The organism is Aeromonas sp. 600774, assembly GCF_049175075.1.
Taxonomy (GTDB): Bacteria; Pseudomonadota; Gammaproteobacteria; order Enterobacterales; family Aeromonadaceae; genus Aeromonas; species Aeromonas veronii_A.
The window spans coordinates 96,411-110,245 of the sequence record NZ_JAAKUJ010000005.1; the positions used below are offsets into that span (position 1 = coordinate 96,411).

The 13,835-nt window shown below is 60.7% G+C and carries 13 protein-coding genes; 6 read left to right on the forward strand and 7 right to left on the reverse strand.

Annotated features, from left to right (window positions below; genetic code table 11):
• Nucleotides 1-62: 62 nt before the first annotated feature.
• The 6 genes from G5171_RS07175 to pspA form a co-directional block, all read right to left on the reverse strand.
• Nucleotides 63-986 (reverse strand): LysR family transcriptional regulator, encoded by a 924-nt coding sequence (locus G5171_RS07175; RefSeq protein WP_266134811.1) that lies wholly within the window; start codon nucleotides 984-986, stop codon nucleotides 63-65.
• Nucleotides 987-1,176: 190 nt separating this feature from the next.
• Complete coding sequence (locus tag G5171_RS07180; protein WP_421260010.1) at nucleotides 1,177-2,208, reverse strand: YcjF family protein; 1,032 nt, start codon at nucleotides 2,206-2,208, stop codon at nucleotides 1,177-1,179.
• 65 nt (nucleotides 2,209-2,273) lie between these two features.
• On the reverse strand, nucleotides 2,274-3,680 hold the full coding sequence (locus tag G5171_RS07185; protein ID WP_421260011.1) for a YcjX family protein: 1,407 nt from the start codon (nucleotides 3,678-3,680) through the stop codon (nucleotides 2,274-2,276).
• A gap of 101 nt (nucleotides 3,681-3,781) precedes the next feature.
• The gene (pspC, locus tag G5171_RS07190; RefSeq protein ID WP_005333670.1) at nucleotides 3,782-4,186 is read right to left on the reverse strand and encodes an envelope stress response membrane protein PspC; all 405 of its coding nucleotides are present in this window, start codon (nucleotides 4,184-4,186) and stop codon (nucleotides 3,782-3,784) included.
• A complete protein-coding gene (pspB, locus tag G5171_RS07195) occupies nucleotides 4,183-4,419 on the reverse strand; it encodes an envelope stress response membrane protein PspB (protein ID WP_005333672.1) in 237 nt (78 codons plus the stop codon). Before pspB ends, pspC begins: the two co-directional genes overlap by 4 nt.
• Before the next feature lie 3 nt (nucleotides 4,420-4,422).
• Nucleotides 4,423-5,109 carry a phage shock protein PspA gene (pspA, locus tag G5171_RS07200; RefSeq protein ID WP_005361184.1) on the reverse strand — a complete coding sequence of 229 codons (687 nt, stop codon included), beginning with the start codon at nucleotides 5,107-5,109 and terminating at the stop codon, nucleotides 4,423-4,425.
• A 196-nt stretch (nucleotides 5,110-5,305) separates the two neighbouring features.
• Between pspA and pspF the strand changes: the two genes are divergently transcribed.
• From pspF to G5171_RS07230, 6 genes are all read left to right on the forward strand, one after another.
• Entirely contained in the window at nucleotides 5,306-6,334 is a 1,029-nt protein-coding gene (pspF, locus tag G5171_RS07205) for a phage shock protein operon transcriptional activator (protein ID WP_005333674.1), read from the forward strand.
• Between the two features lie 108 nt (nucleotides 6,335-6,442).
• Nucleotides 6,443-8,038: an ABC transporter substrate-binding protein SapA gene (gene sapA, locus G5171_RS07210; RefSeq protein ID WP_216980316.1), complete on the forward strand. Its 1,596-nt coding sequence runs from the start codon at nucleotides 6,443-6,445 to the stop codon at nucleotides 8,036-8,038.
• Between the two features lie 2 nt (nucleotides 8,039-8,040).
• Nucleotides 8,041-9,000, forward strand: a complete 960-nt coding sequence (locus tag G5171_RS07215) for an ABC transporter permease (RefSeq protein WP_288728356.1) — start codon at nucleotides 8,041-8,043, stop codon at nucleotides 8,998-9,000.
• Between the two features lie 35 nt (nucleotides 9,001-9,035).
• On the forward strand, nucleotides 9,036-9,929 hold the full coding sequence (locus G5171_RS07220) for an ABC transporter permease subunit (protein WP_421244297.1): 894 nt from the start codon (nucleotides 9,036-9,038) through the stop codon (nucleotides 9,927-9,929).
• Nucleotides 9,929-10,927, forward strand: a complete 999-nt coding sequence (locus G5171_RS07225) for an oligopeptide/dipeptide ABC transporter ATP-binding protein (protein ID WP_005346272.1) — start codon at nucleotides 9,929-9,931, stop codon at nucleotides 10,925-10,927. Before G5171_RS07220 ends, G5171_RS07225 begins: the two co-directional genes overlap by 1 nt.
• Before the next feature lie 34 nt (nucleotides 10,928-10,961).
• Nucleotides 10,962-11,747: an ATP-binding cassette domain-containing protein gene (locus G5171_RS07230; protein ID WP_005346275.1), complete on the forward strand. Its 786-nt coding sequence runs from the start codon at nucleotides 10,962-10,964 to the stop codon at nucleotides 11,745-11,747.
• A 105-nt stretch (nucleotides 11,748-11,852) separates the two neighbouring features.
• On the opposite strand, the gene htpG is transcribed toward G5171_RS07230, so the two are convergent.
• The gene (gene htpG, locus G5171_RS07235) at nucleotides 11,853-13,766 is read right to left on the reverse strand and encodes a molecular chaperone HtpG (RefSeq protein WP_216978938.1); all 1,914 of its coding nucleotides are present in this window, start codon (nucleotides 13,764-13,766) and stop codon (nucleotides 11,853-11,855) included.
• Between the last annotated feature and the right edge of the window lie 69 nt (nucleotides 13,767-13,835).

Here is a 13,835-nt window from a genome sequence, read left to right on the forward strand (position 1 = left end):
CAGCTAAATCGATATCGAGTGCAGATGAATCTGATTTTTGGTGGCTACCCCGCAAGAGATGGCTAGCGATGGAGCGCCTGACGGGCCCGCAACCGGCTCTGATCCCGCGCAATATCGATAAATTCCCGCGCCGTCCAATCCAGCCGAGAACCACGGCGCCACACCAGCCCGATATCGATGGCGGGAATGGGCTCCTTAATGGGGCGCGCCTCGACCCGCTCCTGCTCCAGCGACCAGGGGCGATAGGCAAAATCGGGCAACAGGGCGACCCCGAGCTGGCTCGCCACCAGACTGCGCACAGCCTCCACCGATGCGGTGCGCAGCACGATACGGGGGGAGATGCCGTAGCGACGCAGGCCGCCGCCGATGATCTGATCGAGCTGATCGGCGGTCAGCGAGATCATCGGCTCCTCCCCCAGCGCGGTGAGCGAGAGGGTCGACTCGGCGCAGAGCGGGTGGTTGGCGGCCAGCCAGAGCCGCAGCGGCGAACGGGTCAGCAATTCGGTATCAAACGCCTCTTGCCGGATGGTGCGGTTGGTCATCAGGATCCCCACATCCACCTCACCGTTGACGATCTGGTGCTCAAGGAAGGGCTGTTCATCCTCCTTCACCTCGATCTGTACCGCCGGAAAGGCGCGGCGAAAACGGCCGAGCGCCTCTGAAAGGTAGTAACCCGCCACCAAGGTGGTCACACCGATGGTGAGTCGTCCCTGATCCTGCTGGGCTACTGCTTTGAGGGAGTGGCTCGCCTCGGTCATGGCGCCGAGAATACGGCGGGCGTGGAGCAAAAACTGGTGGCCCTGAGTGGTGAGGGTGACGCCGCGCGGATTGCGCTCGAATAGCGGGGCGCCGAGCTCGGTCTCCAGCTCGCGAATGGCGCTGGTGACCGCCGACTGGGAGATATGCAGCTCGGCGGCGGCACGACTCACTGAGAAGCTGTCGGCCACGGCCACAAAATAACGGATCTGGCGAAAGGTAAAGTTCATCGGGCATCCTTGCCGATTGGTACTATTAGTGTGATTGGTAAGATTGACTGCCAGCTTAACCGTAAACGGGCGCCTCGCCAAAACAGGGCACTGCTGCCAACTCAATGATCTGCCGATTAAAACCATGCCCCTACGGCTTGGCGAGCACGACAGGGGCATGGGTCATCGCTGCAAGGTGCAGACAGGGCTATCAGGATTTGTTGAGATACCCCGCCAGCTGGCCGATCAGCCGCTTGCGCAGCTCTCCCAGTTTCGGTTTCTCGTCCGCACACCAGGGCAGCGGACGGCACGCTTCGATGGTGCGCAGGCCAAGGCGGGCGGTGAGCAGACCTGCCCCCACCCCTTGTGAGGCGCGGGCAGAGAGCTTGGCGGCAAACTCGGCGCCCAGCAAGTCCATCCCCACCTCGGTCACCAGCTCGGTGGCACCAGCGTAGAGCATGTTGCGAAACACCTGACGGATGAGGCGTATGCGGCTCCAGTAGCCAAGTTCGATGGCGTAGACATCGGCGATATCCTCGATCATCCGCAGGTTGCGCCACAGCATCAGCATCATGTCGACGGTGGCGAGCGGGCTGAGCGCCACCAGCACAGCGGCCTCCCCCGACCATTTGGCCACCCGCGCCTGGGCCAGCTTGTCACGCTCGCCGAGTACCAGCTGGCTATAGAGGGTCAGCACTTCCCGATCGCTGTGGCTCTCATCGAGCTGGGCCAGCCAGGTTTGATACCCCTCGCGCCCCTTGTCGCCACTTTTGACCGCCAACCCTTCGCAAAAGGCCTGCCCCTGCCCGACTCCCTGATGAGCAAGCAGATCTTCTGCTCGCGAGCGCACATCCTGACGCCGCTTGAGGGTGCGCAGCCGCAGCCACTCGCGCCCCACCACGCTGGCAGTTCCCGCCACCACCAACGCCGAGGCTGCCAGCCAGGCGCTCCCCCAGAGCGGGGTGGTGAGGAATTGATCGTAAAGAAAGGCGCCATACTGGCCCAACGAGAGCAGACCAACCGCCCCCAGCCCCCACGCCAGCAGCCGATGGCGGCGGCGCGGTTTGCTGACGAGGGCGCTCTCCACCTCGGTGAACTCGTCCAGCTCGTCGAGGCGCTCGAAACTTGCTTCCTCCAGCCGCTGAGCCGGTGCGGGCGGTCGCTCGTCACTGGCCACCGTCAAGGCAGGCTCAAGGATCACCTTGCCCTGCAACGGTGGCCGCTCTTTTATCTGATCGTTCATCGCCTTATTCTCCTGAAAACAGTCTCCTGCGGGCGGCGCAGGAAACAAACCCGAGCCGCACACCGTTATGCGAGGTGATCCCCGAGCAGAAACTCCAGCGCTGCATCGAGCCGGATATGGGGCAGCGCCTGATGGGCGCTCATGGGCATGGGACGAAACGCCTGAAAATCAAAGCCTTGACTGTTCCACCACTGCGCTGGCGGAATATGGGGCGGCACCTCCCCGGGGAACAGCAGCAGCGGCTCACCGCTCAGGCTGGTGCCGCGGATGGCGGGGAACTCGCGGCCATTGGCCATCCCCTTGCCCACCTCGGTCGCCTTGATGGCGGCGAGCGCCAGACACTCGGTGGTGATCCCCTCAAAACGGGCCTGACCGCGACCACTGCGCACCAGATGCTGGAGCAGGGAGACCATGGGCCCATGCTGTTCGGGGGTGACGTGATCGGCCTTGCTCGCCACAAACAGCAGCTTGTCGATGCGGGGCGAGAAGAGCCGCCGCCACCAGTTGCTCTTGCCGTAGGCAAAGCTCTCCATGATGCGGGCGATGGCCTGCTGCATGTCGCCAAAGCTGGCCGCCCCGGCGTTGAGGGGCTGCAGGCAGTCCACCAGCACGATTTGGCGATCGAAGCCGGCAAAGTGCTGCTCATAAAAACCCTGCACCAGATGCTGCTTGTACTGCTCGAAGCGCTGCCTGAGGGTGGCGTAGAGGGTGCCATCGGCGGGCTCGCCGACGGGCATCTCCCACACCCAAGGGACAAATTGCAGCATGGGGGCACCGGCATACTCCCCCGGCAAGACGAAGCGGCCGGGCTGGATCAGGTGCAGTCCCAGCTCCTGTTTGCAGGCGTGCAGATAGGCGGTGTAACGCTCGGCCAGCTCAGCCACCGGTCGCTCGGCAAAAGGTTGCGTTGCCTGCCACCCGGGGGTCAACCAGCTGGCGGCGAGCGCCTGCAGCTCGGGGCGGCGCAGCTGCTCGCGCACCTGTTCGCTCCACTGCTCGTAGTTCATCTCAAGGAGCGGCAAGTCGAGCAGCCACTCCCCGGGATAGTCCACCAGATCCACGTAGAGGGTGGAGATCTCACCCAGGTGCTTGCGCAGGGGGTGACGGGTGCGGTAGCGAATTTCGAGGCGCACTTCGGCCACGCCGCGGGTGGGCTCGGGCCAGGCAGGTGGATCGCCAAACAGGGAGTCGAGGCCACGTTCGTAGGCAAAGGTTGGAATGTGGGCATTGAGCTGCGGCACCCGGCGGGCGCCGAGGATACGCCCCTGACGAAGGGCATCCCACAACGGCAAACGGCCATCGATGGCCGCGTGTTCCAGCTGGTTGACCAGCGCCGTGATAAAGGCGGTTTTGCCGCTGCGAGAGAGGCCGGTCACCGCCAGCCGAATATGGCGATCCCGCACCCGGTTCACCACGTCGTTCGCCTTGTGTTGCAGGCGAGTCAACTTCTGTTCCAGTTTATTGAGTATCAAGGCTTGACCCGTTCTCCCTTGGTGGTTGCATCTGGATAGCTGGTGTCGATGGTGGCGCATCACGGGAGGCGCCGCCATCGACATGGGGGCTTCAGCAAGCACTACAGCTTGCGAAATTCCCGCTGCAGGGTGAACTCCCTGGAGGTCACCAGCTTCTCGATCCGCTGAACTCTGGGCTCCAGCGCGTCAAGTTCCTGCGCGATGCGACCCAGCGCCTGATGAGGGGTGATCCCCGCCTGCCAGCTGCGCGCTTTCATCCGCACCTCGGCAAAGTCGGCATCCTCTTGCGAATAGAGGGTGACCGGCTTTTTGTCGAGCAGGAACCAGGCGGCGATATAGGCGGTGAAGGTGATGAAACCGGCGAAGATAAGGCCACTGATGGCGAGCAGCCGCACGATCCAGGTCTCCACCCCGAAATACTCAGCCAAACCGGCACAGATCCCGGCTATCTTGCCACGCTGGGGATCGCGATAGAGGTTACGCCCTTCACGACTGACACTGCTCATACCTTGTTCCTCCAACCGGGTACTTCCGCATCCAGAATCGACTCCAGCGCGCCCACTCGCTCCTGCATCTTCTCGGTGCGAGCCAGCAGCCCTTGCAGCTGTTCCCGCTCGCTATCGGCAAGACCGGCGCCGATGCGCCCCTTGGCACGATAGTGCAGCACCAGCCAGATGGGGGCTACCACCACCATGAAGACCACCATGGGAACCATCAATACGCCCAGCAGATCTTCCATCTGTTACTCCCCCTGTTTGCCTTCGCTTTTGCTGTCGCCCTGACCCAGCTTCTGGCGCATGGCTTCCAACTCGCGGCTTATCTGATCGTCCACTTCCAGCTCGGCAAACTGCTGCGCCAGCGCCTTGTCGGACTGTCCCAGATCGGCGCGCGCTTCCATTTCGTCGATGCGACGCTCCATCCGCTCAAACTTGCTCACCACCGCCTGGCTCTCGCCACGAGCTACCTGGCTCTGCACGTTGAGACGGCTGCTGGCCGCTTCGGTGCGAATGGCCATCGCCTTTTGACGGGCGCGGGCATCTTCCAGCTTGGCTTCGAGCTGACGGATCTCTTCACCCAGCTTCTCGATACCGCTGTCGACCGCTTGCTGCTCGCGGTAGAGGGTCTCTGACAACTCGGTCTGTTTCTTCTTCTCGATAAGGGCGGCGCGGGCCAGATCTTCACGTCCCTTGGTCAGGGCCAGCTCGGCCTTGGCTTGCCACTCGTCGACCCGCTCCTGATGACGGGCGACCTGACGACCAATCTCTTTCTGGCTGGCGAGGAAGCGGGCCAGATTGGAACGCTCCTTGACCAGCTCGTCCTCCATCTCCTGGATGATCAGGCGCACCATCTTCTGGGGATCTTCTGCCTTGTCGAGCAGGGCCGTCAGGTTGGAATTGATGATGTCGGCCAGACGGGAAAAAATACTCATGATTGCACTCCTGTTATTGGCATGGCGTTGTTTCTCCATTGACAATGGCAACTTGTGTGCCAATCTGGAACAAAATTTAACTTGTTGATTTATATGGGGCTGCTTTGCCCCGTTTCAATAGATGTCATGCAGGTGGTGATAAAAATCACCACCTTTTGGTAAGATTGACCAGCTTTAACAACTGACAGGGATCACTATGACCACGGCCACGGAAAGCCTGCTGGGGGAATCCAACGCATTCCTCGAAATCATCGAGCAGGCCTCACGGCTCGCCCCGCTGCGCAAACCCGTGCTGATCATCGGTGAGCGGGGGACGGGCAAGGAGCTGATCGCCCACCGCCTACATTATCTCTCGGCGCGCTGGGATCAAAGCTTTGTCACCATCAACTGCGCCACCCTGAGCGAGAGCCTGCTGGAGACCGAGCTGTTCGGTCACGAGGCGGGGTCGTTTACCGGCGCGGCCAAGCGCCATCAGGGCCGCTTCGAGCGGGCCGATGGCGGCACCCTGTTCCTCGACGAGCTGGCCACCACCAGCGCCCGGGTGCAGGAGAAGCTGCTGCGGGTCATCGAGTATGGCGAGTTCGAGCGGGTGGGCGGGGCCAAGCCCCTCAAGGTGGATGTGCGGCTGGTCTGCGCCACCAACGAGGATCTCCCTGCGCTGGCCGACAAGGGGCAGTTTCGCCACGATCTGCTCGACCGGCTCGCGTTTGATGTGATCACCCTCCCCCCCTTGCGGGAGCGGCGGGAAGATATTCTGATGCTGGCGGAGCACTTCGCCCACAGCATGACCCGGGAGCTTGGGTATCCGCTCTTTGCCGGTTTCTCGCGCAAGGCAACCCAGCTGCTGCTAGATTACCACTGGCCGGGCAATGTGCGGGAGCTGAAGAACGTGGTGGAGCGCAGTATCTATCGTCAGGGCAATCCCCAACTGCCGCTCTCGACCCTGGTGCTCAACCCGTTTGATTCCCCCTGGCGACCACAGGTCACGCAACCTGCGCAAGAGGCCCGAAGCGAGGTACAATCTGCATCCCCCCTTGCCTTGCCACTCGATCTCAAGCAGGCGGTGGCGGAATACGAGATTAATTTACTCAAGCAAGCGATGCAGCAATCCCAGTATAATCAGCGCAAAGCCGCTCAACTGCTGGCCTTAAGCTATCACCAGTTCCGTGGCATGCTACGCAAATATCAGCTGCTGGATGGCGATAACGATGCAGAACAAGAGTGAAGGAGCGCGGTTGATGCCGACGCCAGCAACACGCCAGCCTCCGCGCTGGCACATTTGTATCAAAGCGTGCGTACAAACCCCTTATAAGAACATGGTTCAACAATGAGAATGCTCACCCCCTTGCTGCTGGGTCTGCTGGTGCTGGTCACCGGCTGCCAGAAGCAACCCGAGGCCTCCAAAACCGGGCTTATCTATTGCGCTGAGGGCTCCCCCCTCTCCTTCAATCCCCATGTTTCCAACTCAGGGGTGACGCTGGATGCCAGTGCCCGTCCGCTCTACGACCGCTTGCTGGAAGTTAACCCCAACACCCTGGCGCTGGAGCCGGCGCTCGCCACCAACTGGCAGATCAGTGAGGATGGCCTCACCTACACCCTGACCCTGCGCGAAGGGGTAAGCTTTCACCATACCGCCTGGTTCACACCTAGCCGTCCCTTCAATGCCGACGATGTGGTTTTCACCTATGCCCGCCAGCTTGACGAGCAGCACCCCTATCATCTGGTTTCCGGCGGCGACTACCCCTACTTCTTCAGTCTGGGGCAGGATCAGCTGATCAAGAAGGTCTACAAAAAAGGGCCACACACCGTCGTCTTTGAGTTGAATCAGCCCAACGCCTCTTTCCTTGCTACCCTAGCGAGCGACTATGCAGTGATCCTCTCGGCCGAATATGCCGACCAGTTGCTCAACGCGGGCACACCGACCCTGCTGGATAGCCGCCCCATCGGTACCGGCCCGTTCAGCTTCAAGGAGTATCGTCACAACGAGTTCATTCGCTATCAGCGCCATCCCGCTTACTGGAACGGGCCAGCAAAAATTGAACAACTGGTTTACGACATCACCCCAAAATCCGCCAAACGGCTGGCCAAGCTGCTGACCGGCGAGTGTGACGTAATGAGCACGCCGGCTGCCAGCCAGCTCTCGGTGATCAAAGAGCACCCCGACTTGAGCCTCTCGGTCCAGTCAGGAATGAATGTCGCGTTTTTAGCCCTCAATACCCGTAAACCACCGTTCAACAACGTCAAGGTTCGCCAGGCCATTGCCAGCGCCATCAATGTCGACAACCTGCTACAGGCGGTCTATTTCGATACCGGCCTGCCAGCCAACAGTCTGCTGCCCCCCCTCTCCTGGGGCTACAACCCCAGCCTGCCCGAGCGCAAGCCCGACCTGAAACGGGCACGCCAACTGCTCAAGGAGGCCGGGCTCGAACAGGGACTGGAAATGCAGGTACTGGTGCAACCGGACGCGCGCCCCTACAACCCGGATGCGGTCAAGACAGCCCAACTGATCCGCAGTGACCTGGCCAAGGTGGGGATCAAACTCAAGATTGTGCAGCAAGAGTGGCCCGTCATTGAGAGACGCCTGCTCAATGGGCAATACGACAGTCTGCTCTCCGGCTGGATCGCCGACAATGCCGACCCGGACAACTTCTTTCGCCAGTTGCTGAGCTGCTCTGCGGTGGAGCGGGGCAACAACTACAGCCGCTGGTGCAGTCCGGCCTTCGACCAGTTGCTGGATGATGCGGTCACCACACCCCAGCTCTCATTCCGGCTGCGCAACTACTATTACGCGCAAACCCTGCTCAATGAACAGTTGCCGCTCATTCCGCTGGCCCATGCCCTGCGTACCCAGGTCACTCGCAGCGATATCGAGGGGCTGACACTGATGCCCTTTGGCGGCACCTCCTTCAATCAGGCCTACAGGGAGTAAGCATGCTTCTATACATCTTGCGCCGCATCAACCTGCTGCTCATCACCCTGCTGGCGCTGACGCTGGTCGCCTATCTGCTGGAGTATCGGTTGCTCGGTCACGAACTGAGTTTCTGGCGCGGTTATCCCGACTTTCTGCGCCGTATTTTTGCAGGCGACCTGGGGATCTCCAGCGTCTCCGGGCTGCCGGTGCTGGACGAGATCCGCCACTATTTTCCCGCCACCCTGATCCTCTGCCTGGCGGCATTTGCCATCTCGCTGCTGGTGGGTATTCCCCTCGGCACTCTGGCTGCCCTGTCACAAGGCAAGACGCTGGATCTCTCCATCATGACCGCAGGTCTTATCGGCTATGCGGTACCGGTATTCTGGTTGGCACTGCTGGTGGTAATGCTCTTTTCGCTGGATCTTGGGTGGCTACCGTCATCAGGACAGATCAGCCTGCTCTACGATGTACCACACATTACCGGTATTGCCCTGATCGATGTATTGTTGAGCCACGAGCCCTGGCGACAAGCAGCACTACATGATGCCCTGCGCCACCTTATTCTCCCGTCACTGGTGCTGGCGGTGGTGCCCACCACCGAGGTGATCCGTCATGTGCGCAGCTCCCTCATCGACGTGATGAAGCAGAACTACATCAAGGCGGCGGCGAGCCGGGGCCTGTCCAAGGCGCAGATCGTCTGGCGCCATGGTCTGAAGAACGCCCTGCCGCCGGTACTCCCGCTGCTGGGCTTGCAACTGGGCAGCGTGCTCACCTCCGCCATGATCACCGAGGTGGTGTTCGAGTGGCACGGGATCGGCCGCTGGCTCATCAGCAGCATCGCCCTGCAGGATTACGCCGCCATTCGTGGTGCGACTCTGGTGGTGGCCAGTTTCGTTATTCTGATCAGCGTCAGCACAGAGTTGCTGACCACCCTTATCTATCCGGCACGGCGCAAAGAGCTCTATGCCAAACAGGATTGAACGCGCTCATGGCGTGACCAGGAGCCAGGTACCCTATGCAAGATAAATCGAACATTTACCCCGAACTCAAGATCCTTTCGCCCCTTGAGCAGACGTGGGCATCCTATCGCCGTAACCCGCTGGCGATGGCGGGTCTCTGGTGTTTTTTACTGTTGCTGCTTGTCACTCTGGTGGGGCCACTGGTCGTTCCCTACAGCATTGATGAACAACACACCGACAAGCTGCTGCTGGCCCCCTCCTGGGCGGCAACCGGCAATATCGACTACTTCCTGGGCACCGATGATTTGGGGCGCGACATGCTCTCCCGGCTGGTGGTAGGAGCACGTCTCACCTTCGGCTGTGCCCTGGTCGTGGTGGCGATCGCCATGGTGGTCGGCTCTGCCATTGGTATCCTCGGTGGCATGAGCAAGGGGCTCAAATCGAGTGTGCTGCACCATCTGCTCGATACTCTGCTCTCCATCCCCTCCCTGTTAATGGCCATCATCATGGTTGCCATTCTGGGCCCGGGCCTTGGCAACACCCTGATCGCCATTACCCTGGCATTGATCCCCCCCTTTATACGGGCCACTTACAACGCGGTGCATGCCGAGATGCAGAAGGAGTACATCATTGCCAGTCGGCTCGATGGCTCGCCCCCCTTCAGGATCATGCGTCTGGCTATTTTGCCCAATATCGTCGAAACCCTGGTGGCCCAGACTACTCGCACCTTGTCGGCAGCCATCCTCGATATCTCGGCAGTCGGTTTTCTCGGCCTCGGCGCCCAGTCTCCCCAACCGGAGTGGGGCACCATGCTGGCTGATTCGAGCGATCTCATCTATCTCGCCCCCTGGACCGTCACTTTGCCGGGCATGGCTATCCTGTTCAGCGTGCTGGTCACCAACCTGGTTGGCGAAGGCATCCGCGAAGCGCTCAAAGAGGGGAATGACTGATGCCTCTGCTCGACATACGCAACCTCACCATCGAGATCGACACCCCGCAGGGCAAGGTCAAGGCGGTGGACAAGGTGAGCCTGACCCTGACCGAGGGGGAGATCCGCGGTCTGGTGGGTGAATCCGGCTCCGGCAAGAGTCTGATCGCCAAGGTGATCGTCGGCATCGAGAAGGACAACTGGACGGTACGTGCCGACCGGATGCGCTTCAACGACATGGATCTGCTGACCATGGCCCCCAAGGAGCGCCGTCGCATCATGGGTCGCGAGATCGCCATGATCTTCCAGGACCCCATCAGCTGTCTCGACCCCTCCGAGGAGATCGGCACCCAGCTGGAAGAGGCGATCCCGACCGATTCGTTCGAGGGGCAGTTCTGGCAGCGCTTCCAGTGGCGCAAGAAGAAGGCCATCGCCCTGCTGCACCGGGTCGGCGTCAAGGATCACCGCAAGGTGATGCGCGCCTATCCCCACGAGCTGTCGGATGGCATGTGCCAAAAGGTAATGATCGCCATGGCCATTGCCAACCAGCCGCGTCTGCTGGTGGCCGACGAGCCCACCAGCGCCATGGAGTCCACCACCCACTCCCAGATCCTGCGACTGCTGGACAAGATGAACAAGCTGGGCAATACCACCATCCTGATCATCAGTAACGACATCGCAGCCATCGCCAATCTGACCGACACCATCAACGTGATGTACTGCGGCCAGATGGTGGAAGTGGGCACCCGGGAGCAGATCCTCGAGACCCCGCATCACCCCTATACCGATGCCCTGCTCAAATCGATCCCCGACTTTGACAAGCTGGTGCGCCACAAGTCGCGCCTCGAAACCTTGCCCGGCGTCATACCGCCGCTGCAACACCTACCCATCGGTTGCCGTCTGGGACCTCGCTGCCCCTACGCCCAGAAGCAGTGCGTGCAGACCCCGCTGATGAACAAGGTGAAAGGCCATCAGTTCAGCTGTCACTTCCCGCTGAACATGGAGGAGCCGAAAAAGTGATGATCGTTAACGCCCCCATGAAGGAGCCCCGCTTGTGATCGAGCCATCCCTGTTGCAGGTCAGAGGCCTTAGCAAAACCTATCAAAACCGCACCGGTCTGTTCCGTCGTCAGGCGGTGGAGGCGATCAAGCCCCTCTCGTTTGATCTGGAGGTAGGCCAGACCTTGGCCATTCTGGGAGAAGCAGGCTCCGGCAAGAGCACCCTGGCCCGTATACTGGCTGGCATGATCGAGCCCACCAGCGGTGACATCGCCATCGACGGTCAACTGATGGTGCACGGCGATTATCAAACCCGCTGCAAGCTGCTGCGGATGATCTTTCAGGACCCCAACACCTCGCTAAACCGCAAGATCCGGGTCGGCCAGATCCTGGAAACCCCGCTGCGACTCAACACCGAGATGAGTGAGGAGGAGCGTCACGAGAAGGTGATCCAGACCCTGCGCATGGTGGGGATGCTGCCGGACCACGCCCTCTTCTACCCGCAGATGCTCTCTGCCGGTCAGCAGCAGCGTGTGGCGCTGGCGCGGGCATTGATCCTCAACCCCAAAATCGTGGTGGCCGATGAAGCGCTCTCCACCCTGGATATCTCGGTACGCTCCCAGATCATCAACCTGCTGCTGGAGATGCAGGAGACCATGGGGCTGAGCTATGTGCTGGTAGCCAACGATCTGGGCATCGTCAGCCATATCAGCGACGAGGTGCTGGTGATGCACGAAGGTCGGGTGGTGGAGCGCGGCAAGACCCTCAAGGTGTTTGCCGATCCCCAGCACGAGGTGACCCGCCGTCTCATCCAGAACTACAACAACGAATACCGCAAGTAGAGAGGCGCTGGCCGCCTCCCTTGCCGCTGTGTTTCGCCGAGCTCACTCGGCGGGATCAAAAAAGCCCACTGCATGCAGTGGGCTTTCTGTTACCGGCGTTGCTGCTTAGGCTTGCAGCAGCAGACGGTTGATGCGGGAAACGAAGCTCGCCGGATCATTCAGCCCGCCCTGCTCGGCCAGCTGGGCCTGTTCGTGCAGCAGGGTGACCCACTCACCGAACAGTGCCTCGTCTTCAATGGTGTCGAGTTTCTTCACCAGCGCGTGATCAGGGTTGAGCTCCAGAATGTACTTCTGCTCCGGTACCGGCTGGCCAGCCGCGCGCATCAGCTTGATCATCTGGGTGCTCATACCGTAGGCGTCGGTGACGATGCAAGAGGGGGAGTCGGTCAGACGGTGGGTGACACGCACCTCTTTCACTGCATCGCCCAGGCTCTTCTTGACCCGCTCAACCAGACCGGCGTTGGCCTTCTCGGCCTCTTCCTGTGCCTGCTTGGAGGCTTCGTCTTCCAGATCGCCGAGATCCAGCTCGCCACGGGTGACGGAGATAAGTTGCTTGCCATCGAACTCGGTCAGGTGGCTCATCAGCCACTCGTCCACGCGCTCCCACATCAGCAGCACTTCGACACCCTTCTTGCGGAAGATCTCGAGGTGCGGGCTGTTCTTGGCGGCGGCATAGGAGTCAGCAGTGATGTAGTAGATCTTCTGCTGGCCTTCCTTCATGCGGCCAACGTAATCTTCCAGCGACACGGTCTGGGCTTCACCCTCGCCAGCGGTACTGGCAAAGCGCAGGAGCTTGGCGATCTCTTCGCGGTTGGCGTAATCCTCGGCCGGGCCCTCTTTGAGCACGTTACCGAACTCTTTCCAGAACTTGGCGTACTTCTCGGCATCGTCTTTCGCCAGCTTGGAGAGCATGGTCAGCACGCGCTTGGAGCAAGCCTTGCGCAGGGAGGCAGTCACCTTGTTATCCTGCAGGATCTCGCGGCTGACGTTGAGCGGCAGATCGTTGGAGTCCAGCACCCCTTTGACGAAGCGCAGGTAGGTCGGCATAAACTGCTCGGCGTCATCCATGATGAAGACGCGCTGCACATAGAGCTTCAGACCGTGCTTCTGATCGCGGTTGTAGAGGTCGAACGGTGCGCGGGCCGGTACGTAGAGCAGGCTGGTGTACTCTTGCGCCCCTTCCACCCGGTTGTGACCCCAGAGCAGCGGATCTTCAAAGTCGTGGGCGACGTGCTTGTAGAACTCCTGATACTCCTCGTCCTTGATATCTTTCGGGTTACGAGTCCACAGTGCAGTCGCGCGGTTGACCTGCTCCCACTCGCCCGGGGTGCCGACGATGGTCTCACCATCCTCTTCGCGATCCGGGGTACCCTCTTTGAACATCTCGACCGGTACACTGATGTGATCGGAATATTTGCCCACCACGGAGCGCAGACGCCAGTCATCGAGGAACTCGTCCTCTTCGGCGCGCAGGTGCAGGATGACGTCGGTACCGCGACCCTCTTTGGTCACATCAGCGACGGTGAAGGAGCCTTCCCCTTCCGACTCCCACTGCACACCCTGCTCCGGAGCAGTACCGGCGGCGCGGGACACCACGGTCACCTTGTCGGCCACGATAAAGGCAGAGTAGAAACCGACCCCGAACTGACCGATCAGCTGGGAATCCTTGCCCTGATCGCCGGAGAGGTTCTTGAAGAATTCGGCGGTGCCGGACTTGGCGATGGTACCCAGATGCTCAATCACCTGATCACGGGTCATACCGATCCCGTTATCGGAGATGGTCAGGGTACGCTTCTCTTTGTCCACCACCAGGCGCACACGCAACTGGCCGTCGTTTTCGAACAAAGAGGCATCGGAAAGCGCCTTGAAGCGCAGCTTGTCCGCCGCATCGGATGCGTTGGAGATCAGCTCGCGCAGGAATACTTCTTTGTTGGAGTAGAGGCTGTGAGCCATCAGGCTCAGCAGTTGTTTGACTTCAGTTTGAAAGCCGTGGGTTTCGGCATGAACACTTTGGGTCATGGACCAATCCTCAGAAACATCGGGTTGAACATACGCCCAACCTAGATGGGGACAGCGATCCAAATATCA